At 42.6% G+C, this 25939-nt stretch carries 32 protein-coding genes; 4 read left to right on the forward strand and 28 right to left on the reverse strand.

Annotated features, from left to right (window positions below):
- Nucleotides 1-120 precede the first annotated feature (120 nt).
- From PV403_RS16410 to PV403_RS16500, 19 genes are all read right to left on the reverse strand, one after another.
- Complete coding sequence (locus tag PV403_RS16410; protein WP_374705767.1) at nt 121-1023, reverse strand: polyprenyl synthetase family protein; 903 nt, start codon at nt 1021-1023, stop codon at nt 121-123.
- Nucleotides 1020-1274 (reverse strand): exodeoxyribonuclease VII small subunit, encoded by a 255-nt coding sequence (xseB, locus tag PV403_RS16415; RefSeq protein WP_332085294.1) that lies wholly within the window; start codon nt 1272-1274, stop codon nt 1020-1022. The genes PV403_RS16410 and xseB overlap by 4 nt, the downstream gene beginning before the upstream one ends.
- On the reverse strand, nt 1264-2625 hold the full coding sequence (gene xseA, locus PV403_RS16420) for an exodeoxyribonuclease VII large subunit (RefSeq protein ID WP_332085295.1): 1362 nt from the start codon (nt 2623-2625) through the stop codon (nt 1264-1266). The genes xseB and xseA overlap by 11 nt, the downstream gene beginning before the upstream one ends.
- 14 nt (nt 2626-2639) lie before the next feature.
- Nucleotides 2640-3497, reverse strand: a complete 858-nt coding sequence (folD, locus tag PV403_RS16425) for a bifunctional methylenetetrahydrofolate dehydrogenase/methenyltetrahydrofolate cyclohydrolase FolD (RefSeq protein WP_213529718.1) — start codon at nt 3495-3497, stop codon at nt 2640-2642.
- A gap of 23 nt (nt 3498-3520) precedes the next feature.
- A complete protein-coding gene (gene nusB, locus PV403_RS16430) occupies nt 3521-3970 on the reverse strand; it encodes a transcription antitermination factor NusB (RefSeq protein WP_213529720.1) in 450 nt (149 codons plus the stop codon).
- A gap of 144 nt (nt 3971-4114) precedes the next feature.
- Nucleotides 4115-4348: a DUF2273 domain-containing protein gene (locus tag PV403_RS16435; RefSeq protein WP_213529722.1), complete on the reverse strand. Its 234-nt coding sequence runs from the start codon at nt 4346-4348 to the stop codon at nt 4115-4117.
- Nucleotides 4349-4361: 13 nt separating this feature from the next.
- Nucleotides 4362-4901 carry an alkaline shock response membrane anchor protein AmaP gene (amaP, locus tag PV403_RS16440; RefSeq protein WP_332085297.1) on the reverse strand — a complete coding sequence of 180 codons (540 nt, stop codon included), beginning with the start codon at nt 4899-4901 and terminating at the stop codon, nt 4362-4364.
- Nucleotides 4902-5007: 106 nt separating this feature from the next.
- Nucleotides 5008-5421: an Asp23/Gls24 family envelope stress response protein gene (locus PV403_RS16445; RefSeq protein WP_213529726.1), complete on the reverse strand. Its 414-nt coding sequence runs from the start codon at nt 5419-5421 to the stop codon at nt 5008-5010.
- Between the two features lie 117 nt (nt 5422-5538).
- Nucleotides 5539-6882, reverse strand: coding sequence for an acetyl-CoA carboxylase biotin carboxylase subunit (gene accC, locus PV403_RS16450; protein WP_213529728.1), 1344 nt, complete (start codon nt 6880-6882; stop codon nt 5539-5541).
- 67 nt (nt 6883-6949) lie between these two features.
- Nucleotides 6950-7450, reverse strand: a complete 501-nt coding sequence (accB, locus tag PV403_RS16455) for an acetyl-CoA carboxylase biotin carboxyl carrier protein (protein WP_213529730.1) — start codon at nt 7448-7450, stop codon at nt 6950-6952.
- A gap of 139 nt (nt 7451-7589) precedes the next feature.
- Nucleotides 7590-8300 (reverse strand): SpoIIIAH-like family protein, encoded by a 711-nt coding sequence (locus tag PV403_RS16460; protein ID WP_213529732.1) that lies wholly within the window; start codon nt 8298-8300, stop codon nt 7590-7592.
- A 64-nt stretch (nt 8301-8364) separates the two neighbouring features.
- Entirely contained in the window at nt 8365-9006 is a 642-nt protein-coding gene (gene spoIIIAG / locus PV403_RS16465; protein WP_332085299.1) for a stage III sporulation protein AG, read from the reverse strand.
- A gap of 28 nt (nt 9007-9034) precedes the next feature.
- The gene (spoIIIAF, locus tag PV403_RS16470; protein WP_332085300.1) at nt 9035-9766 is read right to left on the reverse strand and encodes a stage III sporulation protein AF; all 732 of its coding nucleotides are present in this window, start codon (nt 9764-9766) and stop codon (nt 9035-9037) included.
- Nucleotides 9767-9860: 94 nt separating this feature from the next.
- Nucleotides 9861-11051 carry a stage III sporulation protein AE gene (gene spoIIIAE, locus PV403_RS16475; RefSeq protein ID WP_213530243.1) on the reverse strand — a complete coding sequence of 397 codons (1191 nt, stop codon included), beginning with the start codon at nt 11049-11051 and terminating at the stop codon, nt 9861-9863.
- A gap of 23 nt (nt 11052-11074) precedes the next feature.
- Complete coding sequence (spoIIIAD, locus tag PV403_RS16480; protein ID WP_160033457.1) at nt 11075-11464, reverse strand: stage III sporulation protein AD; 390 nt, start codon at nt 11462-11464, stop codon at nt 11075-11077.
- Between the two features lie 30 nt (nt 11465-11494).
- Entirely contained in the window at nt 11495-11698 is a 204-nt protein-coding gene (spoIIIAC, locus tag PV403_RS16485) for a stage III sporulation protein AC (protein WP_191799151.1), read from the reverse strand.
- Nucleotides 11699-11714: 16 nt separating this feature from the next.
- Entirely contained in the window at nt 11715-12233 is a 519-nt protein-coding gene (gene spoIIIAB / locus PV403_RS16490) for a stage III sporulation protein SpoIIIAB (protein ID WP_213529738.1), read from the reverse strand.
- Nucleotides 12226-13200 (reverse strand): stage III sporulation protein AA, encoded by a 975-nt coding sequence (gene spoIIIAA, locus PV403_RS16495; RefSeq protein ID WP_332085301.1) that lies wholly within the window; start codon nt 13198-13200, stop codon nt 12226-12228. Before spoIIIAA ends, spoIIIAB begins: the two co-directional genes overlap by 8 nt.
- Nucleotides 13201-13320: 120 nt before the next feature.
- The gene (locus PV403_RS16500; RefSeq protein ID WP_442951768.1) at nt 13321-13584 is read right to left on the reverse strand and encodes a YqhV family protein; all 264 of its coding nucleotides are present in this window, start codon (nt 13582-13584) and stop codon (nt 13321-13323) included.
- A gap of 173 nt (nt 13585-13757) precedes the next feature.
- Here PV403_RS16500 and PV403_RS16505 point away from each other — a divergent pair, with 173 nt between their 5' ends.
- Nucleotides 13758-14489 (forward strand): 2-phosphosulfolactate phosphatase, encoded by a 732-nt coding sequence (locus PV403_RS16505; RefSeq protein ID WP_213529742.1) that lies wholly within the window; start codon nt 13758-13760, stop codon nt 14487-14489.
- A gap of 58 nt (nt 14490-14547) precedes the next feature.
- Here the strand turns inward: PV403_RS16505 and PV403_RS16510 are convergent, their stop codons facing one another.
- The 4 genes from PV403_RS16510 to PV403_RS16525 form a co-directional block, all read right to left on the reverse strand.
- Nucleotides 14548-15801, reverse strand: a complete 1254-nt coding sequence (locus PV403_RS16510; RefSeq protein ID WP_213529744.1) for an aspartate kinase — start codon at nt 15799-15801, stop codon at nt 14548-14550.
- Between the two features lie 246 nt (nt 15802-16047).
- Complete coding sequence (gene efp, locus PV403_RS16515; RefSeq protein ID WP_160033467.1) at nt 16048-16605, reverse strand: elongation factor P; 558 nt, start codon at nt 16603-16605, stop codon at nt 16048-16050.
- Nucleotides 16606-16628: 23 nt separating this feature from the next.
- Nucleotides 16629-17699: a M24 family metallopeptidase gene (locus PV403_RS16520; protein ID WP_213529746.1), complete on the reverse strand. Its 1071-nt coding sequence runs from the start codon at nt 17697-17699 to the stop codon at nt 16629-16631.
- A gap of 302 nt (nt 17700-18001) precedes the next feature.
- Complete coding sequence (locus PV403_RS16525) at nt 18002-18487, reverse strand: YqhR family membrane protein (protein ID WP_213529748.1); 486 nt, start codon at nt 18485-18487, stop codon at nt 18002-18004.
- 151 nt (nt 18488-18638) lie between these two features.
- Between PV403_RS16525 and PV403_RS16530 the strand changes: the two genes are divergently transcribed.
- Nucleotides 18639-19643: a DUF1385 domain-containing protein gene (locus tag PV403_RS16530; RefSeq protein WP_213530247.1), complete on the forward strand. Its 1005-nt coding sequence runs from the start codon at nt 18639-18641 to the stop codon at nt 19641-19643.
- A 9-nt stretch (nt 19644-19652) separates the two neighbouring features.
- Nucleotides 19653-19988 (forward strand): hypothetical protein, encoded by a 336-nt coding sequence (locus PV403_RS16535; RefSeq protein ID WP_332085303.1) that lies wholly within the window; start codon nt 19653-19655, stop codon nt 19986-19988.
- A gap of 99 nt (nt 19989-20087) precedes the next feature.
- Here the strand turns inward: PV403_RS16535 and PV403_RS16540 are convergent, their stop codons facing one another.
- Together PV403_RS16540 and mntR are read right to left on the reverse strand one after the other, a co-directional pair.
- Nucleotides 20088-21668: a family 10 glycosylhydrolase gene (locus PV403_RS16540; RefSeq protein ID WP_332085305.1), complete on the reverse strand. Its 1581-nt coding sequence runs from the start codon at nt 21666-21668 to the stop codon at nt 20088-20090.
- A gap of 132 nt (nt 21669-21800) precedes the next feature.
- Nucleotides 21801-22226 carry a transcriptional regulator MntR gene (mntR, locus tag PV403_RS16545; RefSeq protein ID WP_160033477.1) on the reverse strand — a complete coding sequence of 142 codons (426 nt, stop codon included), beginning with the start codon at nt 22224-22226 and terminating at the stop codon, nt 21801-21803.
- A 199-nt stretch (nt 22227-22425) separates the two neighbouring features.
- Here mntR and splB point away from each other — a divergent pair, with 199 nt between their 5' ends.
- Nucleotides 22426-23496, forward strand: a complete 1071-nt coding sequence (gene splB, locus PV403_RS16550) for a spore photoproduct lyase (RefSeq protein WP_213529753.1) — start codon at nt 22426-22428, stop codon at nt 23494-23496.
- Between the two features lie 99 nt (nt 23497-23595).
- On the opposite strand, the gene PV403_RS16555 is transcribed toward splB, so the two are convergent.
- The 3 genes from PV403_RS16555 to PV403_RS16565 are packed head-to-tail and all read right to left on the reverse strand — an operon-like array spanning nt 23596 to nt 25929.
- The gene (locus PV403_RS16555) at nt 23596-24309 is read right to left on the reverse strand and encodes a cytochrome c biogenesis CcdA family protein (RefSeq protein ID WP_213529755.1); all 714 of its coding nucleotides are present in this window, start codon (nt 24307-24309) and stop codon (nt 23596-23598) included.
- A gap of 45 nt (nt 24310-24354) precedes the next feature.
- On the reverse strand, nt 24355-25158 hold the full coding sequence (locus PV403_RS16560) for a metal ABC transporter permease (protein ID WP_213529756.1): 804 nt from the start codon (nt 25156-25158) through the stop codon (nt 24355-24357).
- A 21-nt stretch (nt 25159-25179) separates the two neighbouring features.
- Entirely contained in the window at nt 25180-25929 is a 750-nt protein-coding gene (locus tag PV403_RS16565) for a metal ABC transporter ATP-binding protein (RefSeq protein WP_213529758.1), read from the reverse strand.
- Between the last annotated feature and the right edge of the window lie 10 nt (nt 25930-25939).

The raw sequence follows: 25939 nt of genomic DNA on the forward strand, positions 1-25939 counted from the left end.
CCGCTTTCCTTCATAAATTTTTGATAAGTATCTCCAAACATAGTCCCCATTATATCACATCACAACCTAAATCATAAATTTCGTCATTTTCCGATCATGATTTTAGGGTGGTTTTTCAGATTAATGATCACGTTTCATGAGATAATCTGCTATTTCAAATAGACGTGCTGGGTCAGGAATTCCCCCTTGGATAAGCGCATCCTTAGCCGACTGTGTGAGGCGTTTCACTTCAGCTGCGGATTCTTCCATCCCGATAAAGTATGGATAAGTTACCTTCTGCTGAGCAACATCACTCTGTGTTTTCTTTCCAAGTTTCTGTTCATCACCGATCAAATCAAGAATATCGTCCTGTATCTGAAAAGCGAGACCCAAATCTCGTCCAAAAATACGTAAAGCTTGAAGTTGTTCTTCGTTTGCTCCCGCGATGCGACCTCCCGCTACAAGCGAAAAAATCATTAAATCCCCTGTTTTGTGAAGATGGATATATTCTAGTTGAGACATAGAGGTCATTCCTTGCTCACCTTCCATATCTGCAACTTGACCGCCGACCATTCCGCGTGCACCCGCATACTCAGATAGATCTTCAACGATATCAAGCAAACGATCCGCAGGGATGCCATACTTTCTACCCGACTGAATAATACTGTAAAAAGCATGCGTTAACAGCGCATCTCCCGCGAGAATAGCCATAGCTTCTCCGTACACTTTATGATTCGTGAGTCTCCCTCTGCGATAATCATCATTATCCATAGCCGGAAGATCATCATGGATAAGTGAATAGGTATGCACCATTTCTACGGCAGCCGCTACCGGTAATGCCGCTTTGCGATCTACTCCAAAGGCTTCTGTAGCTGCAAGCACGAGGACAGGGCGTAGTCTTTTTCCTCCCGCCATGAGCGAGTACATCATTGATTCTTTTAAATGTGTCGGTACATCCCAATCCGCCGGTATAACATGTTCAAGTTCATTCATGAGTATGTCAGCGATGTTCTGAATATAGAGCTCTAAGGAAGGTCTCGTCACAGAGAGACACCGCCCTCTTCTTCCATGCCGCCAAATGCTTGTTTACGGTAAGCCCCATCTTCTTCTACTATAATCTCAATTTTGCGTTCTACTTGCTCAAGCTTATGGTTACAGAGCTGAGACAATTTCATCCCACGTTGGAACAGCTCGATCGCTTGTTCCAAAGGAACATCCCCTCGTTCGAGCTGGTTAACCACTACTTCAAGTTCAGCCATCGCTGCTTCAAAACTGAGTTCCGCTTCATTTGTCATCCTTATCATCCTCCTTTATTTCCCGCACTTCACAGGAGAGTCCGCCATCACTCAGCTTGATCTTAATTACATCACCTGGTAATACATCATTGGTGGATTTCACAAGCTGTTTTTCGTCTTCATTATAGACAAGGCTATAGCCTCTCGACATTACCTTCAAAGGACTTAACGCGTCCAGATGCCTAAGACTTGATCCTAGCTTCTGACGTGTTTCTTTTATTTGAATTCGCATTGCAGCTTCGAGCTGTCTCCGGTTTTGTACAACCTGCTTCTGAGCTGCGGCAACTTGGTCTGATGGATTAAATCTGGACAAAGAGATCTTCATCCGTTCTTGTTTTTCACGTGCAAAGCGCAGCTTAGAATCTGTAGATCGCGAAAGTCTCATGGTCAGCTGATCTAATCGCTCTGTGTGCTGAATCAGAGAACGGCTTGGGTTCACGAGCACGGATGAACGGGATAACTGATTTAGACGTTCTCTTCCATGTTTTGCTCTCATCATCAAACTTTGCTTCAGTCTGCGCTTCATAACGTCAACTTGGTCCTTAAGGTCCATCTGGTGCGGAACGGCAAGTTCTGCCGCCGCTGTTGGGGTAGCTGCACGAACATCTGCTGCAAAATCAGCAATTGTAAAATCGGTTTCATGACCTACTGCTGAGATGACCGGAATTTCAGACTCTGTAATCGCTCTTGCGACGATCTCCTCATTAAATGCCCACAGTTCCTCTAAAGATCCGCCTCCGCGGCCCACAATAACCACATCCGCTTCTGCCATTTGATTCACCGCTCGAAGCGCTCTAACGATCGATGGCGCAGCAGTCTTCCCTTGTACAACCACAGGATATAAAATAACCTCAGCAAGTGGATAGCGGCGAGTGATGGTGGTAATAATATCTCTCACTGCTGCACCAGTCGGTGAGGTGATTACGCCTATCGTTTTTGGATATCGTGGCAAAGGACGTTTGCGCTGCGCAGCAAACAGACCTTCCTGTTCTAATTTCTTTTTTAATTGTTCATAAGCCAAATACAGACTGCCGATCCCGTCAGGCTGCATTTGAGTTGCATAAAATTGATATTGTCCATCTCGTTCAAATACGGTGATATTTCCTTGAGCGATTACTCTCGCTCCTTCCTTCGGAATGAAGGGAAGACGCCGATTATGTGTTGCAAACATAATCGACTTAATTCGGCTTCCTTCATCTTTCAGGGTAAAGTACATATGACCGCTCGAATGATGCGTAAAATTCGATATTTCCCCGCGAATCCATACACTCGACAACAGGTTATCTGAATCCATCTTCATCCGAATATAACGATTGATATCTTTTATAGAGTAAATCCGCTGTTCTGCCATCAGAACACCCCTTTTTAATTCAGACCATGAGCACGTTTTGCGGAAAGCAGCGTATTTTGCATGAGCATCGTAATTGTCATCGGTCCCACTCCGCCAGGAACAGGAGTAATTGCACCCGATACTTCTTTTGCACTTTCAAAATCAACATCGCCTGCAAGTTTACCGGTTTCTAGACGATTCATGCCTACGTCGATGACAACCGCGCCTTCTTTAATATAACTTGCGTCAATGAAGTTAGCACGGCCAATTGCCACAACTAGGATATCTGCTTGCTTAGCAATTTCCTGCATATTTGCTGTCCGTGAATGACACATGGTCACTGTCGCATTTTCGCGTTGTAGAAGCAGAGATACGGGTTTACCTACTATGTTACTGCGACCAATAACAACTGCATGTTTCCCGCTAATTTCGAGCCCCGTACGCTTGATCAGTTCAATAACTCCTGCCGGTGTACAAGGAAGCAAACTGTCGTCTCCAATCACCAAATTACCAACATTTACAGGATGGAATCCATCTACATCTTTATCCACCGAAATTGCATTTATCACTTTTTTCTCGTCAATATGCCCTGGTAGAGGCAATTGCACCAAAATTCCATTAATACTCATCTGACGGTTCAATCGATCAACTAGTGCAAGAAGCTCTTCTTCAGACGTATCTGCAGAAAGGCGGTGTACTTCAGAATAGAAACCAAGATCATGACACGCTTTTTCCTTATTGCGTACATAAACTTGTGAAGCTGGGTCTTCTCCAACAAGAACTACAGCAAGCCCTGGAACAATACCTTGTTCTTTTAGCTGTGCCACTTCCTCTGTTATTCCTTTACGAATTTCTTCAGATACTTGTTTTCCGCTAATAATCGTTGCCGTCATGTCTCTTCTCTCCCTTGATTTGACTAGAGGTTTGATTTCAAAGTATCAATATCCTGAATCATTTTTCCAAGTACACCATTAACGAATTTACCGGATTCAATTGTACCAAAATGTTTGGACAACTCAATCGCCTCGTTAACGGATACTTTTGCTGGTACATCTTCACGATACAACATCTCATAAGCTGCCAATCTCAAAATTTGACGATCGACTCTGGATAAACGGCTCACTTGCCAGCCTTTCAGATAATCGACAAGAAGTTTGTCGAGTGCATCTTTAGTTTCCCATACCCCGCGAACATGCTCAAGTACGTATGCACGCATTGCATCTTCACTCTTAACTTCAACTTCCCCTTCATTCTCTTCCGCTGCTTCCTTAAACAGCATATTTACGGCTTGTTCAGCCTCCACAGCGTTCATTTCCATTGAATACAAACTTTGTACTACAAATTCCCTCGCCAAACGTCTTTTCATTTCCTGCCTCCTGCTTCTTTCTCATATACATAACCTATTATCCTTATTCTTCACACAAAAAAACCTGCGTTATGCTAATCTTTTCCCAAAAATGGACATGAAGAAACTGCAGCTCTTTTTGGCAAAAATAGCATATCACAGGTCTTATTTGAATGGACGCCAGCGTTCAGATAGATAACCCATCCAGTTCCTCCAAGGAAGAACAAGGGGTAATTTCTCATCCCTTCTTCTGCCAAGCGTATATCCGATAAACACCACGAGTGCAAAGAACAACATATCCCAAAATCCAAACATCAAATAAACAATACCGAAAAATAACCCTCCGGCAATTCCAATAATCCGACCTCTATGACTCTCCCAGATTTCTTTCCACGGCATCCGTGAGTCACCTCTATTCTACTCGGCTCTTATAGTTCGGTGATTGAACAAGATTAGCAATATATACCGATACATGAGATACCGGAATTCCTGTAATTTCTTGTACATAGTCATGAATTGCTTTTTGTAATTCTGTTGTCAGCTGAGGGATCGAACTTTCTCCGTCAACGATCGCACGAATTGTAATCTCAAGGCCCGCTTCCGTAACATGGATACGAGACTTTACATCACGAACACTTCGGAATTTAGATGAGGCCTTCAGACACAGATTTTCAATCGTTTCCATCGAAATCTGGACATCACCATACTCCGTCCGCTGATCAACAGAGGGCAGCGAACCTTGGTCTCTGCGAACAGAAATATAGAAGAACCGCATACTAAGTAAGAACAGAACAGCGGCAAAGGAAATAACAATAATTGTTGTCATTTCATTATACTGACTCTGAACAAGATCAGGAGTAAGACCGCTTAAAAGGAGGATTATCAGTACAGATATAATGCCAACACTTAAACTGTAGATAAACAGCAAAAGCCTGTCCAGTATTTTAGCCACGAACAGTATAACCTCCTCAATCAACAAATAAAAAAAAGCTTTACATCCAATCAAAAAGGAAGGACTAAACCCCTGGTGCGATCACCGGGGGTTTAGGTCAACTATTTTATTTCACACGCTGTGGAGTCAGCTCAGCCGGGTCATTCACAACTTCAGCCGTTTTGAACTGAACATCATGTACCTGCACATTGACTTCCACAACAGTTAAGCCTGTCATGTTCTCAATGGAGCGTTTCACATTTTGTTGAATGGAAGAAGCGACATCAGGAATACGATTTCCATATTCGATGATAACAGAAACGTCAACAGCAGCCTCGCGTTGACCAACCTCGACTTTTACACCCTTGGACAAATTTTTACGACCAAGCAGTTCAGCAAAGCCGCCAGCGAATCCACCGCTCATTCCTGCTACACCGCTGACTTCAACGGTTGCAAGACCCGCGATGACTTCAATCACTTCTGGTGCAATCTGTATTTCACCAATCTCAGTTCTTTCAAATTCCGTCGGCAATGTGCTCATGATATCAACACACCTCTCAAAGTTTAAGTTTCCTTACGTCCACAAGAAGACACGCGTACTTATTATTCATACTATAGCATTCGCTGGACATTATGACAAACAAGCTTATTATGACAATTAAACTTCGTTTTCTTCCAAAAATTTAATATCAAAATCGCCTTTGCCAAACACCGGATGCTCAAGCAATCTCATATGGAATGGGATCGTAGTAGGAATACCTTCTACCGCAAACTCAGAAAGCGCACGTTTCATTTTGCTAACCGCCTCATCCCGTGTAGGAGCCCATACAATTAGTTTCGCAATCATAGAGTCATAATATGGCGGAATGTTATAACCTTGGTAAGCAGCGCTGTCTACCCTTACTCCCGGGCCTCCAGGAGGCAGATAGAAATTGATTTTGCCTGGAGCAGGCATAAAATTACGGCTAGGGTCTTCTGCATTAATTCGGCATTCGATGGACCAGCCGTTAATCGTAATTTCTTCCTGGGTAAAGGACAACGGATTCCCTTCAATTACAGAAATCATTTCTTTGATGAGATCCACGCCGGTAACCATTTCTGTAACAGGATGTTCTACCTGGATACGGGTATTCATTTCCATGAAGTAAAAATCCCCGTTAGGGCTTAGCAAGAATTCAAGAGTCCCCGCTCCAGCATAGTTTACAGCCAGTGCAGCACGTACTGCAGCATCCCCCATACTTTTCCGCGTTTCTTCGCTTAGGATCGGACATGGAGCTTCTTCAATCAGCTTTTGTCTTCTGCGCTGAATGGAGCAGTCTCTTTCTCCTAAGTGAACCGCATTACCATGCTTGTCGGCAATGATCTGAATTTCTACGTGTTTCATACCTGTTAAGAATTTTTCGAGATAAACGCCAGCATTCCCGAAAGCTTTTTGTGCTTCCTGCTGGGCCGCTGTAATTTGTTTGATCAGAGATTCTTCATCCTCTGCGATGCGAATTCCTTTTCCTCCGCCGCCTGCAGTGGCTTTAATAATAATAGGATAGCCGATATCACGAGCAATCATAACTGCCTCATCTAAATCTTCAACCAGTCCATCGGAGCCAGGAATAACAGGCACACCTGCATCTCTCATCGTTTGTTTTGCAACCGCTTTGTCTCCCATTTTGGTAATAGCTTCTGCTGATGGGCCGATAAAGGAAATATTGCAAGACTCACAGATTTCTGCAAAATCAGCATTCTCAGCTAAAAAACCATAGCCGGGGTGAATGGCATCACATTCTGTAAGAGTTGCAACACTCATTATATTTGTAATATTAAGATAACTCTCTTTTGAAAGAACAGGTCCGATGCAGTATGCTTCATCTGCAAGACGTACATGCAGCGCATCTCGGTCTGCCTCTGAATAGACAGCTACCGTTGAGATGCCTAGTTCTTTGCAGGCACGAATAATCCGAACGGCAATCTCGCCACGGTTAGCAATCAATATTTTTTGAAAATTCATTTATATATCCTCCTTTGGAGCTTTACTCTAATGAAACCGTACTACAGAGTGGTTCACCAATAGGAGATTACTCCGATTTAACCAAGAACAAAGGTTGACCGTATTCAACGAGTTGACCATTTTGTACGAGGATCTCAACGATCTCGCCTTTAACGTCTGCTTCAATCTCGTTCATGAGTTTCATTGCTTCTACAATACATACGGTTGTTTTCTCCGTCACTTTGCTGCCTGGACTTACAAAGGCTGCTGCTTCTGGCGACGGTGAGGAATAGAATGTACCCACCATAGGCGAAACAATCTTATGTAAATTGGATTCCGTCTTCTCAGATAGTTCCTGAACAGGCGCTGCTTGATTTCCAGGCGTGTTACTTGCAGGTGCTGCAAAACTAGGCTGCATCATCTGAGTTACAGGCGGATATGTGCTTACGTTTACTGGTGCTTGTACATATTCAGTCGGACCTGGCTTGCGTATTGTCAGTTTGGAACCTTCGTTTTCAATCTCAACCTCTTGAACAGAAGTTTCATCAATCAGCTTTATTAATTCTTTAATTTCATTTAATTTAAACATTAATTATAGTTCACTCCTTCGGCATACTGCCATCTTCACTCGGACAGTGATAACGTTATGTATTATATCACAATCATTAAAAATGGAAAGAGCCCGGAAATGTTGTCCCGGGGCTCTTCCCTAAAAGTGAGTACGCTGTTTATTCTTTTACGTACTGTACTCGAACTTTATCTTGTGTTACATCAAGCTCATTAATGACCATATCGACGATTGTAACCGCATCTTTCGCTTCCAGTTTTTCGCTGATCACAACCACTTTATATTGGTCATTATCCTCTTCTACAATCGCATTTGCGTATTGCTGAGAAAGCTGCTCTTCAATCCCGGTAATTTTCGAGTTTTTCTCTTCTAGTATACGCAATTGCTCTACAGCTTTTGCATTCTCTTCTGGTGTTTTACTGTTATCGCCTGCTGCTGCAAGCAGTTCACTTTCTATTCTGGAATTCTCAGCGGTACGCTCCCATTGGTAGTTTTCAAATATATTAGCTGCAGAAGCGGACGTATTTTGAGCTTCCATTTCTTTGAGTACTTCTTCATCTGTTTTTGCCCCATCCGTTTTTTCTGAGGATACTTCTTCTTCTACTACTGCCTCAGGTGCAACGGGAGCACCCGTCTCATCTGTTTGTTCGCCTGTTACCAGACCTTCGGTAACGACTTCGTTCATAACAAGTCCATCCAGCGGATTCGTTGCGGAAGCTTCCTGTGCATCACTAGGCGTGCCTTTGATTTGTTGTGTTTCTGCTACCTGGCTAGATGTCCCCGTATCTTCTGTGAACAGATAGTAAGCAGAAAGTACGACCATTAGACTCAGCATCGATACGAGCCATATCGTTTGTCTTTTGTTAGTCATTGTTTTATTCCTCCCAAAATGATTTAAGTTTATTAAATCTCCCACCTACAGGTGAGGAATGCATCTACTCTTGTTTCCTTGGAACAACCGATATTCGATAGGATTCAACGTTTAAACCTTTTTCGACAGCTTCTGTAATGAGATCTTTAACAATTTTATTCTCTGCCCCTTTTGCAACGACGAGTACTCCGCGGATTTGAGGTTTGATCTTCTTGGTAATGATGGGTGATTGGTCTCCTGAAATATCATAGGTTACAATTTCCCCATCTCTTGTGTACTGAGTTATACTGCGCTTCCCACCATTAGCGTCTGTTTCCTCCGTATTTTGCTGTGTATCCTGCCGGTTTCTCTCAACCACAATCTCCTCTGTAGAATCAATGGTAACCATGACATCCACTGTTCCAACGCCTACAATTTGTTCGAGTATCCCTTTGATTTTGGATTCAAATGCATGCTCGGTGGTATCAAAAGGAGTCATCTCACCTTCCGTAGCACCAAAAGCAGATTGTACACTATTGTCCAGCGGCGGCTCTCTCCCCACGTTTTCTGTATCGATCTCTTTCACATTAATGAAAGAACTAATGATGATAATAGCCACACCAATCAAGCCGACAATAATTAACCACCGAAAGGTTTGCGTTCGTTTCGTTGATCCTTCTTCAGAAGATCCTATCCATTTATTCAAACTGTTTCTCAGTTTCCCCATTTCAGCTGCTCCTTTCGGTTTAAGTAGTTTACAGTTCCCTGCTTCTTTCAGGTTTCAAAATAACAATATGTTTGGCATCGACCTTCCACTGTCCTTCAATCAAAGACGTGATCTGATCTGCTTCTGTTCCTGTCATAACAGAGACGGCTTCCTCTCCTGAATCATATGGCCTCTCTTCAGGTGCATTCTCTTCTTTCGCAAGATCAGATATTCGGACTGAAATGGGATTCTGATCCACAGGAGTAATTTCTATTGGTCCGTTTTCGGGACTCCTCGTTATCTGTCTATCTTCATTACTTTGTCCCATCGTGACTTTCACACGGGTAATTGAGGTTAGCTCCGCACTCTTCTCCGTCTTTCTCTCGGTTCCAAGGATAACGCTGACCGATTCAACCGGAAGCTCCGTTTCTCTTTCGATCTGCTCTTTGATTTGATCCGCTACTTCTTTAGCCGCCCATTCTTTTGCTTTTAGATCTTGTTGCTTGTGAAGCTTTTCCCCTTCGTCCAGGATGTCGTCCAGCGTCATCGCCTGTATCTGTGCCCCGTCTTTAGTCCAGTCCCTAAGCGCTTCTTTAAGTCTTGCATCGGGTTCACTGCTTAGCAGATTGATTAAGGGGGTGATTAATGTCAGCAGAATAAGTAAACTCAGTACAAGCTTGACATACCGCTCCATGGAGCGATTCGGAAGCAGCATATCCACAAAGGTAGCCAGTAAAACGACTAGTATTAGTTCTCGCAACCATCCGCTCAGCCATTCCACTGCATCCACCTCCGTGCTGTACGTTTTTACATCCTCTTCTTATTAGGACCTCTGACCGAAGGGTACCTGTGATTCGTCATTTTCCTCATTTTGATCACCTCAACATTACTGTCATATTCCCAGCTGTCAGCATGATCGTTATCGCAAGAAAGAACATAAGGCTGACCGCTGCGAGCGCAGCGAAGACATAAATTAAACTCTTGCCAATTGCCTGCAGACATCCCACAATTGGTGTATCACCGAGGGGCTGCATTAAAGCTGCGGCGAGATTATATATAAAAGCGAGAGTCAGAATCTTTAGAGCTGGGAATGCACATAAGAATAAAATAATAATGACTCCCGCAAGTCCAATCGAATTTTTAACTAGCAGGGATGCTGTTATCACGGTATCGGTTGCATCTGCGAGAACTTTGCCGACGACGGGAACAAAATTGCCTGATACATACTTTGCTGCCCGAATCGTAACTCCATCCGTAACCGAACTTGTCGCCCCTTGAACAGAGATAACGCCTAGAAAAATCGTTAGAACGACTCCCAGTACTCCAATTCCAATGAGTCTAAGCAGGTTCGCAAGCTGTGTCAGCTTGTACTTGTCCGTTAAAGAACTGACTAAATGCAGAACAGCTGAGAAAAACAAGAGCGGAAATACGATCTTATAGATCAGTACGCCGATCGTGTGAATCATGAATACGATAAGTGGATGTGTAACACTGACCGTTACGATGTTCCCCATAGATGCAAGTAAGGCAAACAGCAGAGGAATCATAGCGAGCATAAAATTAATCATCCGATCGATCGCTTCTTCGGCATAACCAATGGCGACACTGAAGCTGTTAATCGAAATGACGATAATCACCATATAACAAATGGCGTAAGCCACTTTACTGATCGTACTTTTCTCGAAGGCCGTTTGAAGTGTCTCTAAAATCATACTTAAGATGTTAAGCATAATGATCGTAACAAGCAGTTTTGCATTGAAGAGAACTTCATGTAACAAATACTGGCCTATGGCTCCAAACATGCTTTTGATGCTCAATGCTTCGCCGCCGGGCATCAGCATGTCCATAAATGAGGGCAGCTTGCCTTCAGGGAAAAATCCTCCGTATTCATCGATGAGGGACTGCCAATACCTTTCCACCTGCTCTGTCGGAAGTTGTTCAACTTGCTTATTTGCCCAGTCGGTTACAGGGGAGTCCGCAAAAACCTGGTTTGCAAGTGCAAAGAAAAAACACAACATCAGTGTGACAATCACGATCTGATTGCGGGATCCACTGGAATTTTTCATCACATCTTACTTCCTCCACCTCTTTATACCGGCAGCAGCTTCATCACTGTTTCGATAATAATACTGATAATGGGTACAGCCAGTACCAGAATCAGCACTTTGCCGGCAAGTTCAATTTTGGATGCAATGCTTTCTTGTCCCGCATCCCGTACAATTTGTGCGCCAAACTCTGCGATGTAGGCAATACCGATGATTTTCAGTATTGTTTTTAGATGGATCTCATCCATTCCGGAGGATTGGGCCATCCTCTCGAGTACCTGGAGCACAGCACCAATTTTGCCGATAACAAACATAAAGATTAGGATCCCTGCTGTTGTTGCAATCAGAAACGCAAACAGCGGCTTTTGTTCTTTGACTATAAGAATCAGGATGGTCGCTATGAGTCCAAGTCCTACGATTTGAATGATTTCCATTTCTAATCACCTGTTTAGATAAGGCTCTATTTAATGAAAAAGGAAAATAGATTTAATCTCCTGGAGTAAATTGTCGAGCATTCGTATCACCATGAATAAGACCACCACAAAGCCAATTAACGTTACCCAGTGCGCCATATCTTCTTTTCCCATTTGCTTTAGTACCGTATGAATCATGGCGATGATAATGCCGATACCTGCGATTTGAAAAATCGCATTCACTTCTAAATTCATTTACTCTGGCACCTCACTATAAGATCAGAATGACGATCAGCGCCCCGACCAGTAGACCAAGACTGCGGCTCATCTTTTCATATTTCAGTTGATCCTCCCGAGCCGTGATTTCTTCATGATTTAATTGCTGGATGGCAAGCGTAATGTGTTTGTTTTGTTCCTCTCTGTCGCTTGTCCCGAGACTTAAACTCAGCTGAAGTATCACGTCTTTCTCTGGTTGTTTCATAGCCGTCTGGCTCCAGTATTTGTCTATCGCATAGTGAAAGCTTTCGTTTGCCGAATGCCCTTTAGGAGAGTTCATATGCTCTGCAGCCGCTATGAAAAGACGTCCAAGTGGTTTACTCGCTTGCAATCCTATCTTTTGAAGCGCATCGGCAAGCGGACTATAACTATAATTAATTTCCGTCAGCAGACGCTGGAAGATAAGAACAAGCTCTCTAATCTGCTTGGGTCTGGAAGCAAAAAGATTGGCTTGATACATGCCTAGAAAAGTTCCTGAAAGCAGGATCATCAGAGCACCTATCAGTTTAAGCATGAGCACCACCTGCGTTCGTAATGCCTTGCTGCTGTAAGGTTCTGTTTTTACTATCTGCCAGTTTGTACGTCACTTTTTTACCGAAGCGATCAATCATAACGTACAGCTGAAACAATTCTTCCTGAATTAGATCCTTAATGAATGGGCGTTTGCTCAGGTCAGCCATGTCTCTTGCATGTGCGCTCGCAATGACGGAAATACCGGCATTCAGTGCCTCTTTTATTGCTTCTGCATCTTCTTCCCTGCCGATCTCATCTACAATCAGTACTTCGGGTGACATGGACCTCAGCAGCATCATCATCCCTTCAGCTTTCGGACAAGCATCCATCACGTCTGTTCTTGGTCCAACATCGAAGGTAGGAACGCCTTTATAACTACCGGCAATTTCGGAACGCTCGTCCACAATACTCACTTTATAACTCCTTCTTTTCTCGCTTCCATGACTGATTTGTCTGGCTATATCTCGAAGCAGTGTCGTTTTCCCTTGCTGCGGAGAAGAAACGATGAGCGTATGTTTAATTCGGGAAGTTCGGTAGTCTACAAGATGTGGAATAATCTGATCCGCTGCACCGTTAATCTCCTTGGCTATCCGAACATTAAATCCACTGATATCTCTTAAATGTTCTACTTTCCCGTTTTTAAGTACCGTTCTTCCAGCCAGTCCAATTCGGTGCCCGCCTGGAATCGTAATGAAACCTTTGCGAAGTTCTTCTTCCATGGTGTACAGCGAATGATTACTGATGACTTCTAGAAATCGGTGAGTATCCTCCCTAGATGGACAATATGCTTCTGACTGTAATTTTGAGGGCTTAGAAAGCCGGGTTACAAAATAATGCTCCCCATTTGTGTTAATTTCGAGAGGCCTTCCCTCACGAATTCGAACTTCCTCTAATGATTCTAGAAGTGGTCTAGGAAGATGCATCAGCAGTATTTTTAGCGACTCAGGAAACAACTCAAGCCATTTCATGATCCGGCACCCCCATTCCCTAGATGATCAGGGCTTTTTCCAAGGCCCTTTCCGGGGGCCCGTTTTTGTTGGTCATACCCCATATTTATGCCTGTACACGTTTTTTATGACGGGAATCTATCATTTTTTTAAAATACCAATTAAGAGACAAGTAACTCCCATAAATACCCACGCCAATTTACCAAATGAAAGCTTGTCTGCCATCCCTACTAGTCCAATGGTTGTCGTTAGAATAAGGATCATCGGACCAACAAAAGCAAGGGCGGAATTCACAGCAAGAGCTTTCTCTACCTGATTAAATCTCAGCATAAGCAAGGCGGCAATCAATTCAGCTGATCCTGAAAAGATACGTAAAATAGCCATCGACAATACATATTTATCCAATGTAGCGTTCCTCCCTGAAGCAAGTTGTCTTAGAACATATGCCAAAACTAGTCTATTTATATCCACAGAAAAAAAGAGGTAGGCACCTGCCCTTCTCCTGCTGCATATAGTAAGAATAGATAGGCTGGATGATGTAGAGAAACAGTGCAAAAACAAGTTAGGGAGGTACACCTATGCGTATCGATGTTGTTGCCAGTGCCAGTGAAATACGCACAGAAGATGTGATTCACCGCAGCGCAGTGGTTATCGATGTATTTCGAACAACGAGTACCATTGTTACTGCACTAGCACAAGGAGCAATCTGCATTACGCCCGTAGAAACGGTACCACAAGCCAAACAACTTGGACTTGAGGGTATGTTTCTAGGCGGTGAACGATTCTGTAAAAAAATAGCTGGATTTGATGCGGGGAACTCACCTTTGGAATATACAAAAGAATTAGTAGAAGGAAAAAAAGGAATTATGACCACCACCAGCGGTACTAGAGCTTTAATTAAAGCAGGGAAAGCTTCCTATATATTCACAGCAGCCTTTTTGAACGCAAAAGCTTGTGCAGAAGTGCTAACAGAGGTTGATCTGGATATCGCTATTCTATGTGCGGGTCAACAGGACAGGTTAACTATGGAGGATTCACTTTGCGCTGGAATGCTCATTAATTATATAAAACAAGCAGCAGTGCAGCCCGTACGTCTTAATGATCTAGGGTTGGTTGTCCATCATGCCTATCTTGGCTGCGAGGCAGACCTTCGAAATAAGCTGAAAGAGAGCAGTGAGGCGAAGAGATTAACCAAGCACGGACATGAAAAAGATGTGGATTATTGTTTAACGGAGAATGCTTTTACACTTGTTCCTGTTATGGAAGACCACCTTTTAGTCCCTTGGAAGCCAAAAGAGAAAAAAGAATAAAAAAGAGACTTACACGTTATTCATCGTGTAAGTCTCTTTTTGCGCTGTACTACCATCATTATCTTCGATCTTGTGGTCCGCCTACAAAAGCTTGAACTTCTGCATCGAGGTTATAAGCTGTATGCAGTGCACGGATTACTTCATTCAGTTTTGTACCTTCCACTACACAGGAAACTTTAATCTCAGATGTACTTACCATTTTGATATTGACACCTTGGCTTGAAATGACTTCAAACATTTGAGCAGCAACCCCTGGATGGCTGACCATACCTGCCCCAACAATTGATATTTTCACAAGCCCATCCTCTGATGTAATTTCACGAAATGGTAGAATGCTTTCCATTCCTTGAATCACATCAATAGCACGCTCTCGATCATCTAGAGTAACAGTAAAGGAGAAGTCAGCTTTGCCATCACTAATACCGCTTTGTACGATAATATCAACATCAATTTGTTCTTTTGCTAACGCGCCAAACATACCTGCAAGCACGCCTGGAATATCTTCAACTCCCAAAATACTGATACGCGCTACATTTTTATCGTAGGCAATACCGCTTACCACTACGCCTTGTTCCAATGCTGCTTCCTCCTTCACTACCGTTCCTTCATTATAAGTAAAGCTGGATCGAACCACTAAAGGTACTTTCGAATGTTTCGCATATTCAACTGCACGCGGGTGCAATACAGCTGTACCCAAGTGAGCAAGCTCCAGCATCTCATCATACGAGATTTCACTCAATTTTCGAGCAACCTTGACGATTCGCGGGTCAGTAGAATAAACCCCGTCAACATCTGTATATATTTCGCAAGCGTCGGCTTTGATCGCAGCTGCAAGTGCAACTGCTGTCGTATCCGATCCACCGCGTCCGAGTGTCGTAATTTCTCCTTCTTCGGATATACCTTGGAATCCGGCAACGATGACAATCTTGCCTTCTTTCAAGGATCGTAGTACTCGTTCTGGCTGTATATCCGTTATTCGTGCTTTTCCATGAACCGGTTCAGTCCGGAATCCGGCTTGCCATCCTGTATAGGAGACGGTCTCACGTCCTAAGCTTTGGATGGCCATTGATAGTAAAGCAATTGAAATTTGCTCCCCCGTTGTGAGCAGCATATCCATTTCCCGTGCAGGAAGCTTATCATTTAATATTTTTGCCTGGTCAATGAGTTCGTCTGTTGTATCCCCCATAGCGGAGACGACAACGACACATTGATGTCCTTCATCTTGTTTCTGGGCTACGCGTCTTGCTACTCGCTGCATTCGTTCCGTATCACCTACGGAACTTCCTCCGAATTTCATTACAAACAAAGACAAACCAATCTCACTCCCTACCCTTACAAGTATAAAACATCATTATATAGGCGATAAGCTGGATTACGCTTACCTTACTTTTAAACAGTATAATACGAAATTTGGAAACTGGTAACCCTTTTTTACTGTAAATCATTGAAGAAGTCTTTATAACCTCCTCTTTTCTCCTCAAAATACAACAAAGTCCCCTGCTGATTAGCAGAGGACTTTGTAAAAGAGCGTATCTCTCGTAGATAGAACGTTATCTTATTATGCGCGAGAGCTGTATTTACCTTCGCGAGTATCAATGATCAGAACATCGCCTTCATTAATAAACAAAGGTACTTGAACATTCAGACCTGTTTCTACTTTTGCATTTTTAGTAGCACCTGTTGCCGTGTTACCTTTGATACCTGGCTCTGTCTCAATAACTTTGAGTTCTACAGAGTTCGGCAAGTTAATTCCAAGAATTTCACCTTTGTAGCTGATGATGTTTACATTCATGTTTTCTTTAAGGAAGTTCAGTTCCCATTCCAGTTGATCACTAGTAAGTGTGAACTGATCGTAAGTTTCGTTATCCATGAACGTATGCTCATCTCCACTTGCATACAAATAAGAAACACCACGGTTGTCAATTTGTGCACGGCCGATGGTTTCACCAGCGCGGAATGTTTTTTCTACTGTGTTACCATTACGAAGGTTTTTAAGTTTAGAACGAACAAATGCCGCTCCTTTACCTGGCTTAACGTGTTGGAAATCAAGAACTGTAAAAATATCACCGTCAACCTCAACGGTCAAACCTGTTTTAAAATCGTTAACTGAGATCACTAAAAAACCCCTCCTAATTATAATTACAATGTTATTAATTCTTTCTTAGAGTGCGTTAAAATCGAGATTCCAGATTCAGTCAGTACGACATCATCTTCAATCCGAACGCCTCCGATGTCAGCAAGATAAATCCCTGGCTCAACGGTAACAACCATTCCTGGTTCGAGAATATCATCACTATGTTTGGATAAACGAGGGGACTCATGAACTTCCATCCCAAGGCCATGCCCTGTACTGTGTCCGAAGTAGTCGCCATATCCATATTTCGTAATTATGTCTCGTGCTAGCGCATCTGCTTCCCGACCTGTCATACCCGGTTTGATATGCTCCAAAGTATGTAATTGAGCTTCCAGCACAATATCGTAAATCTCAAGCAATTTGGCTGCCGGTGTACCGACTGCAATGGTTCGGGTCAGATCTGAACAATACCCATCTAATAGTGCACCAAAATCAAAAGTAATAAAGTCGCCTTTCTCAATTACCTTATTGCTGGCAACGCCGTGGGGCATGGCTGAACGGATCCCAGAAGCTACAATCGTATCAAAGGAAGAAGATGTTGCGCCATGCTTGCGCATAAAGAATTCAAGTTCAAGGTCTGCTTCGCGTTCTGTCATACCAGGTTTTACGACTGTCAGGATATGAGCAAAAGCAGCATCTGCCAAATCTGCAGCACGCTGCATGATCGCAATCTCGTTCTCATCTTTATATAACCGAAGTTTTTCAACAAGTCCGCTCACCGGAACCAGTTTCACTGGTTTCAGTTGATCTGTGTACGCCTCATACGTTGCGAACGTGATCAAATCCTTCTCAAATCCCAGAGACTGAATTCCTTCTTCAATCAGTAATTCCTTTACTGTTTCCATCGGTTTCGCAGCGTGTTCAAGAACAGTAAATGCTTTTGCTTGCTGCGGAGCCTGTGTCATATAACGGAAATCAGTAAGCAAATACGCTTTTTGGAGCGTTACGAGTACATAACCTGCTGAACCAGTGAAGCCGGTAATATACCGTCTGTTAATCGGGCTCGTCACCAAAATGGCTTCAAGTCCCTGTTCTTTCATAGCCTTACGTAGTTTCATCACGCGGTTGTTCTCCATGATTATACCTTCTTTCTTCGCCTTCAAGCCAGTTCCTTATCTCTCTCTATGAATCTCCAGATCGTTATATCATGGCCTGAAGATCAGATGTAAAGCTGTAGACTGAATCCAGCAAATTGACTGGTTTCTGGTGCCAACACTAACGTGCGTAAAAAACGATAGTACGTTCATGAAAGTCGGCAGTACGTGTAGCTCACAAACCGAAATAAAGCTTTATCCTTGTGTACTACCTTCCCTGCCGATAACCATTTGCTATTTTAACACAATGAGCAAGGGATTGAGAAGTTTTTTTGATTGCAGCCTTATGCCATTTCTGGCTCCCGTTTCCTTTCGTTGGTATACTCGACGGCTATAGAATAACCGATAAATAATCCCCACAATAAAAACAAACAGAATTCTGCGTAAATCGTGTCCCAGGTCACTTCTGTAATTGGCTTTACCATACCGAGGTTTGGACCCGGCCAGATGAAAATAAGAAACCACCATACGATACCGTATAGTAATCCAGGAAGTGGTCCCCTAAGTTTACGCAAAATGAGGATGTACAATAAGGTGGCAAGGATCGAAAATCCGATAAAAAACACCCATCCCAGCCATTGTCCCGGTAGTGAATAAATAAAAGAGTGTTTGAAAAAAGGTTCTGCTATAAATCCGGTTGGAATCACCGTAAAATGAAAAATATAAAAAACCCACTGAATTCCTCCCCAAAATAATCCGGCAAAAAATCCAATTTCCAAACCGAAAAGCAGCGGATTGGTTCGTTTTGTTCTTTTCTGCTGATGGTTCACCCTAAGATCGTCTCCTTATTAATAATATCGTCATGTAAATTCATCCTATAGCATGTAGTATGTGCAAATTCCAAATCGTTACTCAAAACTAGAAATTGCTGGCTAAAAAAGATACAATAGAGGTAATGAAGAGAATAGGAAGGTGAAACTTTTGCCTCAAGAATCAAAACCAGTAGCTTACGGCGGCCAAGCAGTCATAGAAGGCGTAATGTTTGGCGGGAAGCATGTAAATGTTACAGCAGTAAGACGAAAAAACCAGGAAATTGCTTTTTTAGAAGTCCCGAAACAAGATAAATCCTGGGTTAAAAAACTAAGAAAAATCCCTTTTTTACGCGGGATTGTTAGTCTAATTGACTCGAGTGCCAAAGGAACCAAACATCTTAACTTTTCTGCTGATGCTTACGCAGATGACGAGTTAACAGAAGAAGAACGACAAGAACAGAAAGATAACGAAAATACCGGTTGGAGCCTGTCCATGGTCATTGGAGTAGCGGCTGTCGGTGTACTGTCTTTTGTATTTGGCAAGGTCGTTCTCACCGCTGTGCCTGTATTTATTGAAGATTTTCTATTTGGTAACACGGGGTTGAGTAAATTTAGTCACACCTTTATTGAAGGTATTATTAAAATATTGCTAGTATTTTTATACTTGTATGTCATATCGCTTACACCGACGATTAAGAGACTGTTCCAATATCATGGAGCAGAGCATAAAGTAATCAGTGCTTATGAAGCAGGGGTAGAGCTTACGCCTGCCAATGTACAGAAGTTCAGTCGTCTTCACTATCGCTGCGGCAGTAGTTTTCTTGTTCTGAGTGTTATTGTTGGGGTACTGGTCTATTCTTTATTCTCCATCCCTTTCCCATATGATAATGTGTGGGAACGTGTAGGTCAGCGTTTGATTCTCTTACCAGTCGTGCTAGGGCTGTCTTTCGAAGTTCTGAAGTTTACGAATGCAGTTCGTGATATTCCTGTCCTCCGTTATCTGGGATACCCTGGTCTATGGCTTCAGCTGTTAACTACAAAAGAACCAACAGATGATCAGGTGGAAGTGTCTATTGCCTCCTTCAATCGGATGCGTGAACTTGATGCAGAACTTGAGAATGCTACTGTAAACGTATCTTATGCAAGCGGAAATCTGGATCCTGTGAAAGGATGAGGGTGGAAGATGTTGAAACACGGTGTTATTTTCTTTTCAGTCATGGCCTTAGCCATTTTTCAGTTCATTGTATTTGCAGCGAGCGGCGCTTGGAATCAACTCATATTTCCTATCATTCTAGTCGGTTTGATGTTGTGGTTTTATCTGAAGCCACCGGCTGGTTATGCTAACAGCAGGAAGAAACATCCGAAAGTCAAACCGTCAGCGGCAACCATGGCAAAGCTTGGCCAATCCAAAAATGGAGCAAAGTCAACAACAACCAAAAAAAGAAAAGATTATCCTTTCCACGTAATCGAAGGAAATAAAAGAGATAAAGATGATCCCGATCTTCCTAAATATCATTAAAGATCACAAAAGAACCCCGCAGACTTAAGTTCTGCGGGGTTCTTTTGTATCCTTTTTAATTGTAATTCTCAGGAGTAAAGTCTGATCCGTTTCAATTTGCTATTTGGTATAGTATGAGGTTAATGATTGAATTAATCCAAGCGGATTTTTGGTGAGATACTGACTGCTGAAAAATATAGATCCTGTGATATCCTCATACTGCTCATTATATTTAAGTTGATTGATGATCTCTTGTGATGTCTGCCAGCCAACTTCTGCTGTTCCGAGCTTATATGGAGCATGACCGATAATAAGATCTACGTCTGTTCCTTTTACTTCGTTAGCCCACCAGTCTACCAGCACATCATATCTTGCAGCGGTATACGACATACTCCAATAGATCTGTGGAGCCACATAATCGATCCAGCCTTCTTTTATCCATGTTCTAACATCAGCATACATATCGTCATACGCGGCACTTGCTTTCGTGTTAGACCCTGTCGGATCTTTCGCTATGTTTCTCCATACACCAAAAGGACTGATACCATACTCTACTGACGGCTTAGACTGTTTAATACTTTGTCCCAAACTCTGAACAAAAAGATTAATGTTATCTCTTCTCCAGTCACCAATATTACTGATTTTTCCTGCGTTATATTGCTTATAAGCAGCATTGTCATTAAACGTCGTGTTTGATGGATAGAAATAATCATCAAGATGAACACCATCAATGTCGTAGTTATTTACCACTTCCATAATTGCATCAACAATATGCTGTCTTGCCTCCGGGATACCTGGGTTAATATACATTTGGTTTTTAGCGGTTACGATCCATTCCGGATGCTGTTTTATGACATGGTTTGCTGCCAGCGCACTTGTATTCGTTGTGGTATTTGCACGAAAAGGATTAAACCAAGCATGGAATTCCATTCCCCGTTTATGTACTTCCTCAACCATGAACGCAACGGGATCATATCCTGGATCCAGCCCTTGTGTCCCGGTCAGTACTTTATTCCATGGAACCAGAGTCGATGGATATATAGCATCGGAAGCTCCGCGAAGCTGAACATATACGCTGTTAATCCCCATAGACTGAAGAGAATCTAACTCTTTGATAAAATCTTGCTCTTGTTTTGCGATATTTTTAGTAGAGCCTGATTTAGGCCAATCTCCATTAATCGTAGATATCCAGGCCCCTCTTATTTCCGAACTTGGTTCACCTGGCACACTTGGAATCTCAGGGTCCGCAGGCCATAAATTGGTTGTGGTCAGTTTAATCGTTTTAGCTGATTGATTCCAGGTCACCTGTAAGCCTAGATGCTCACTTACAAACCGTAGAGGAACCATAACTCGTCCCTTAATAATTTCTACTGATGTTGTTAAATTTACGGACTTCCCGTCAACAATCCCGGTTGTCTTCCCATTCGTCAAGGAAATAGAAGTATATAGCCCTTGAATGTTTACCGTTTTTGTAGCCTGATTCCATTTAGTTGCAGCGCCGATTCCCTCACTGATTACTCGCAGCGGAACCATCGTTACATTATCTTTCGGTTTCAAATACGGTGCTACATCGGTCATGAGCTGACTTCCATCCAAATAAATCGTAATTTCACTCGAACTTGCCGCCGATATATTCGGGGCTCCTTGCAGTACAAGTAATACAACCAGTAACAAAGCAAGGCACTCTTTAACTTTCCTCATAAAACGTTGTCCTCCAAGCATATAAATTTAGAAAAATAACCCATTTGTTATAGTTATAGACGTTTTTATATGCTGAAAGTTGCGACTGAATGTAAAAACACCATCCTATGAAACTAGAATGGTGTTTTTTCTTTAAGATTCGTTTGTTAGTTCCTTATGGACGTTTCGAAGATCCTGCAGCCTTGCATCATCACGGCGGAAGTACTCCACGAGAGTCTCAATACAAGTTATGGAATCCCAACTAAGGTGATGCTCAATCCCTTCCACGTCTCTGTATATATTCTCGTCCTGTACCCCGATAATGGTCAAAAACTCTTCAAGCAGCTCATGGCGATCCATCAGTCTTTTTCCGATTTTTTTACCTTTTGGAGTAAGGATAAGGCCTCGATACTTCTCATAGATTAAATACTCGTCTTTATCCAGCTTCTGTATCATTTTCGTTACTGAGGATGGATGTACTTCGAGTCCTTCCGCAATATCGGATACACGCGCATACCCTTTTTCATCGATTAACTTATAAATTCGCTCCAAATAATCTTCCATACTGGGCGTTGGCATGTGCCTAACCTCATTTCATTAATGAACTAGCGTCCTTGCGGCCGAGTAAGTTTGCTCTTGTTATGATACATGTTATTCAATAGGATTTGCAAGTCCTGAAGGGCATAGCATCCCGTTTAATACGTAATGTTTCCATGCTTAAGAATACAGTTATCAAGGCAAAATACATAGTGAATTACAATGTGAGAGGAGCTTTTTCATGCCGACTCAAGTCTTAGAAAGACCTGAACGCAAAGTTAGGCCCACTAAAGCTTTTGTCCCTGATCTTGTTTATTTTGAACCAAGTTCCCTCGACTATCCAAAAGGACAGCGCATTCTGGAATGGGTAAAAGAAAAAAACATCGAATATCATATGACGACTTCCCATAACCGAATTACGAATTTGCCTGGAGAAACGGACTTGGAGAAGTATCGGATCGCCAAGCGAACACTCGTAGTCGGAATTCGCAGAACCTTAAAGTTTGATCAATCCAAGCCATCAGCTGAATATGCAATCCCCATCTCTACTGGCTGTATGGGCCATTGTCATTATTGTTACTTACAAACAACACTCGGGGCAAAACCCTATGTTCGCGTATATGTGAATACGGATGATATTCTTCTAGCAGCAAAAGACTATATTGAAGAACGTAAACCCGAGATTACTCGGTTTGAAGCTGCCTGTACTTCAGATCCGGTAGGTCTAGAGCATATTACAGGGAACCTAGCTGACCTGATTACCTTTATGGCTGACGAAGAGTTCGGCAGATTACGATTTGTAACCAAATACCACCATGTAGAACCTCTGCTTTCCTTGAAGCATGGTGGAAATACTCGCATTCGATTTAGCGTTAATGCAGATTATGTCATTAAAAATTTTGAACCTGCTACCTCTCGTTTTGAGGAGAGAATTGAAGCAGCCGGAAAAATTGCTCATGCGGGATATCCATTAGGGTTTATTATCGCTCCTATTATATGGCATGAGGGATGGGAAGAAGGATACGGCGATCTTTTAAAACGATTAGCGAACACCCTGCCTAAAGATGCTACCAAAGATTTAACTTTTGAAATGATCCAGCATCGTTTCACAAAGACAGCTAAAAATCTAATTGAACAACGTTATCCAAAATCTAAGCTGGAGATGGATATTGCTAAACGAGAGACCAAATGGGGCAAATATGGGCAATATAAATATGTGTATCCAAAAAACCAACAACAAGCCTTACGCGAATTTATTACGGAACGAATTTTTGAATATTTCCCTGAATCAAAAATTGAGTATTTCACGTAAGTACTTTTCACTTATATATAATAAAAAGGTGCTTTCCTATACTCCGTCAAAGCTGACAGCTATAGGGAAGCACCTCTCTAAATTTAAACGAATTCAATTCTAAATGATCATCCAATCGGGAGTAATTCGCTGCAGCCAAATCGTAATCTGGGTCATTCGATCAGTAAAGAGTAAAATTCCCATCAAGATCATGATACTGCCTCCGACTTTCATTAAAATCCCAGAGTATTTCGTAATCCATCTTGTTGTACCTACAAAGAAAGCAAGCACGAAAAATGGGACTGCAAATCCTGCCGTGTAACCTGTAATGAGACCAATCCAGGCGCCTGGCTCCGTTGCTGCCATAGCGATAATTGCGGTGAGTATAGGTCCGATGCAAGGAGACCATCCGGCAGAGAACCCAATACCAAAAATAAAAGATCCGAGATATCCCGCCGGTTTCCACTTCATCTCCATCTTACGTTCCTTCATCAGAAACTGAGGCTGAAAAAGCCCAATTAACATCAGTCCCATGACGATGATGAGTACAGCCGATAACATTCGAATCAAATCTTTATACTCATGAAAAAACTCTCCAAACACTCCTGCTCCAAACCCCAAAGTATAGAACACAACGGAAAAACCAAGGATAAAAGCAAGCGTGTGACTTAAGGTTCGTAAACGTATTTCTCTCTTATTTTGCTCATTCTTCAGCTGCTGTACAGACAAACCGGTTATGTATGACAAATACGAAGGATACAGCGGCAAGCTGCAAGGGGACAGAAACGAAGCAATACCTGCCCCAAAAGCAAGCCATACGTTTACATCAGGCATTGAAGGAACGCCTCCTCATGAGTTAGGGATTCGAACAGGTAAGTCTTAAGCCCGAACCCCTTTTTTCCCAAGCATAATGACAATAAGCAATCCAATCAGCAATAATACAATGGTTGCTCCTGGTGCCAGATTCCATATCCCTGCGATCACAAGCCCTGCTATTACAGCAATCTCCGAGATGATAACAGATAAAATAATGGATGCCCGAAAGCTTTTTGCTAGGAGTAAACTAATCGCTACCGGAATCGTTAATAAAGCAGATACGAGCAGCGCCCCAACAATTTTAATGGCGGTACTGATAACCAGAGCCGTCATAATGGTAAGCAGCATATTTAGAATTTTCACAGGAAGGCCGGTAACGGCTGCTGCATCCTCTTCAAAACTGAGCAAAAAGAATTCCTTGTGAAATAAAGCAACCACCAAGATGACTATCGCAGTAACAACACCCACAACCATAAGATCCGTACGATCAAGTGTGTAAATGCTGCCGAATAAGTAACTCATCACATCCGCGTTATAACCCCTGCCTAATGTGAAAAACAAGGAAGCCAGTGCTACCCCGCCTGACATTATAATCGCAATGGATAATTCCGCATAACTTTTATAAGCTTTTCGCAATTTCTCAATTCCAAACGATGCAATTACAGCAAAGACAAGCCCTGCCGCAATCGGATACACCCCGATCAGGAAACCAAAAGCCACACCTGCGATCGTAACGTGAGACAATGTATCCCCAATCATGGAGAGTCTACGCAGTACTAAGAACAAACCAATCAGCGGTGCGGTGACTCCGATAAGAATCCCCCCGACTAATGCCCGCTGAAAAAAATCACTCGTTAAAATTTCCAATCTTCACGACTCCTTTGACCCCTATAACACCGAATGTTGCAAATCTGTCTGAACACAGTTCTCCAGATCATGGGAATGACGAACATAGAAATTAATTTTACCGTTCACCTGCTGAGGTTCGTTTCCAAGATATCCTTTGATCATCTCAATATCATGCGATACCATCAGGAATGTCATATGATGATGTTTATGCATGTGAGTAATCAGTTCAAAGAAACTTGCCTGTGTCTCAGCATCAATTCCTACCGTAGGTTCATCTAAAATCAGCAGGTCAGGGTGATTGATCAGCGCCCGGGCCAAAAATGCACGCTGCTGCTGACCTCCGGATAGCTGTCCTATTCTTTTATCCGCCAAATCCTGGATCCGCATCACTTCGAGAGCATCATCACATTGCTGCTTATGCTTTTTCGTCATTTTACGGAAAATATGTTTGTTATTATAAAGCCCGGAAAGCACAACTTCCCGAACGGTTGCTGGAAAGAGCGGATTAAAAGCGTTCTTCTGCGGTACATATCCGATCCGTTCCCAGTCCTTAAATTTAGCGATGGGTTGACCGAATAAACGAATCTCGCCATCGCCTGGAGGTAACAATCCGACCAGCATGCGCATGAGCGTCGTTTTTCCCGCTCCGTTTGATCCAATAACGCCAACAAAATCTCTTTCCTTCACCGTAAGGTTCAGATTTTCGATGACCTGCTGCTCACCGTATGAAAAACAGAGATTCTTTATTTCAAGAACCGGATCATGACATAAATTAGTAGCTTTTTGCATGGTCTTCCTT

Origin of the sequence: Paenibacillus sp. GYB006 (assembly GCF_036577645.1) — a bacterium.
GTDB lineage: Bacteria > Bacillota > Bacilli > Paenibacillales > Paenibacillaceae > Paenibacillus.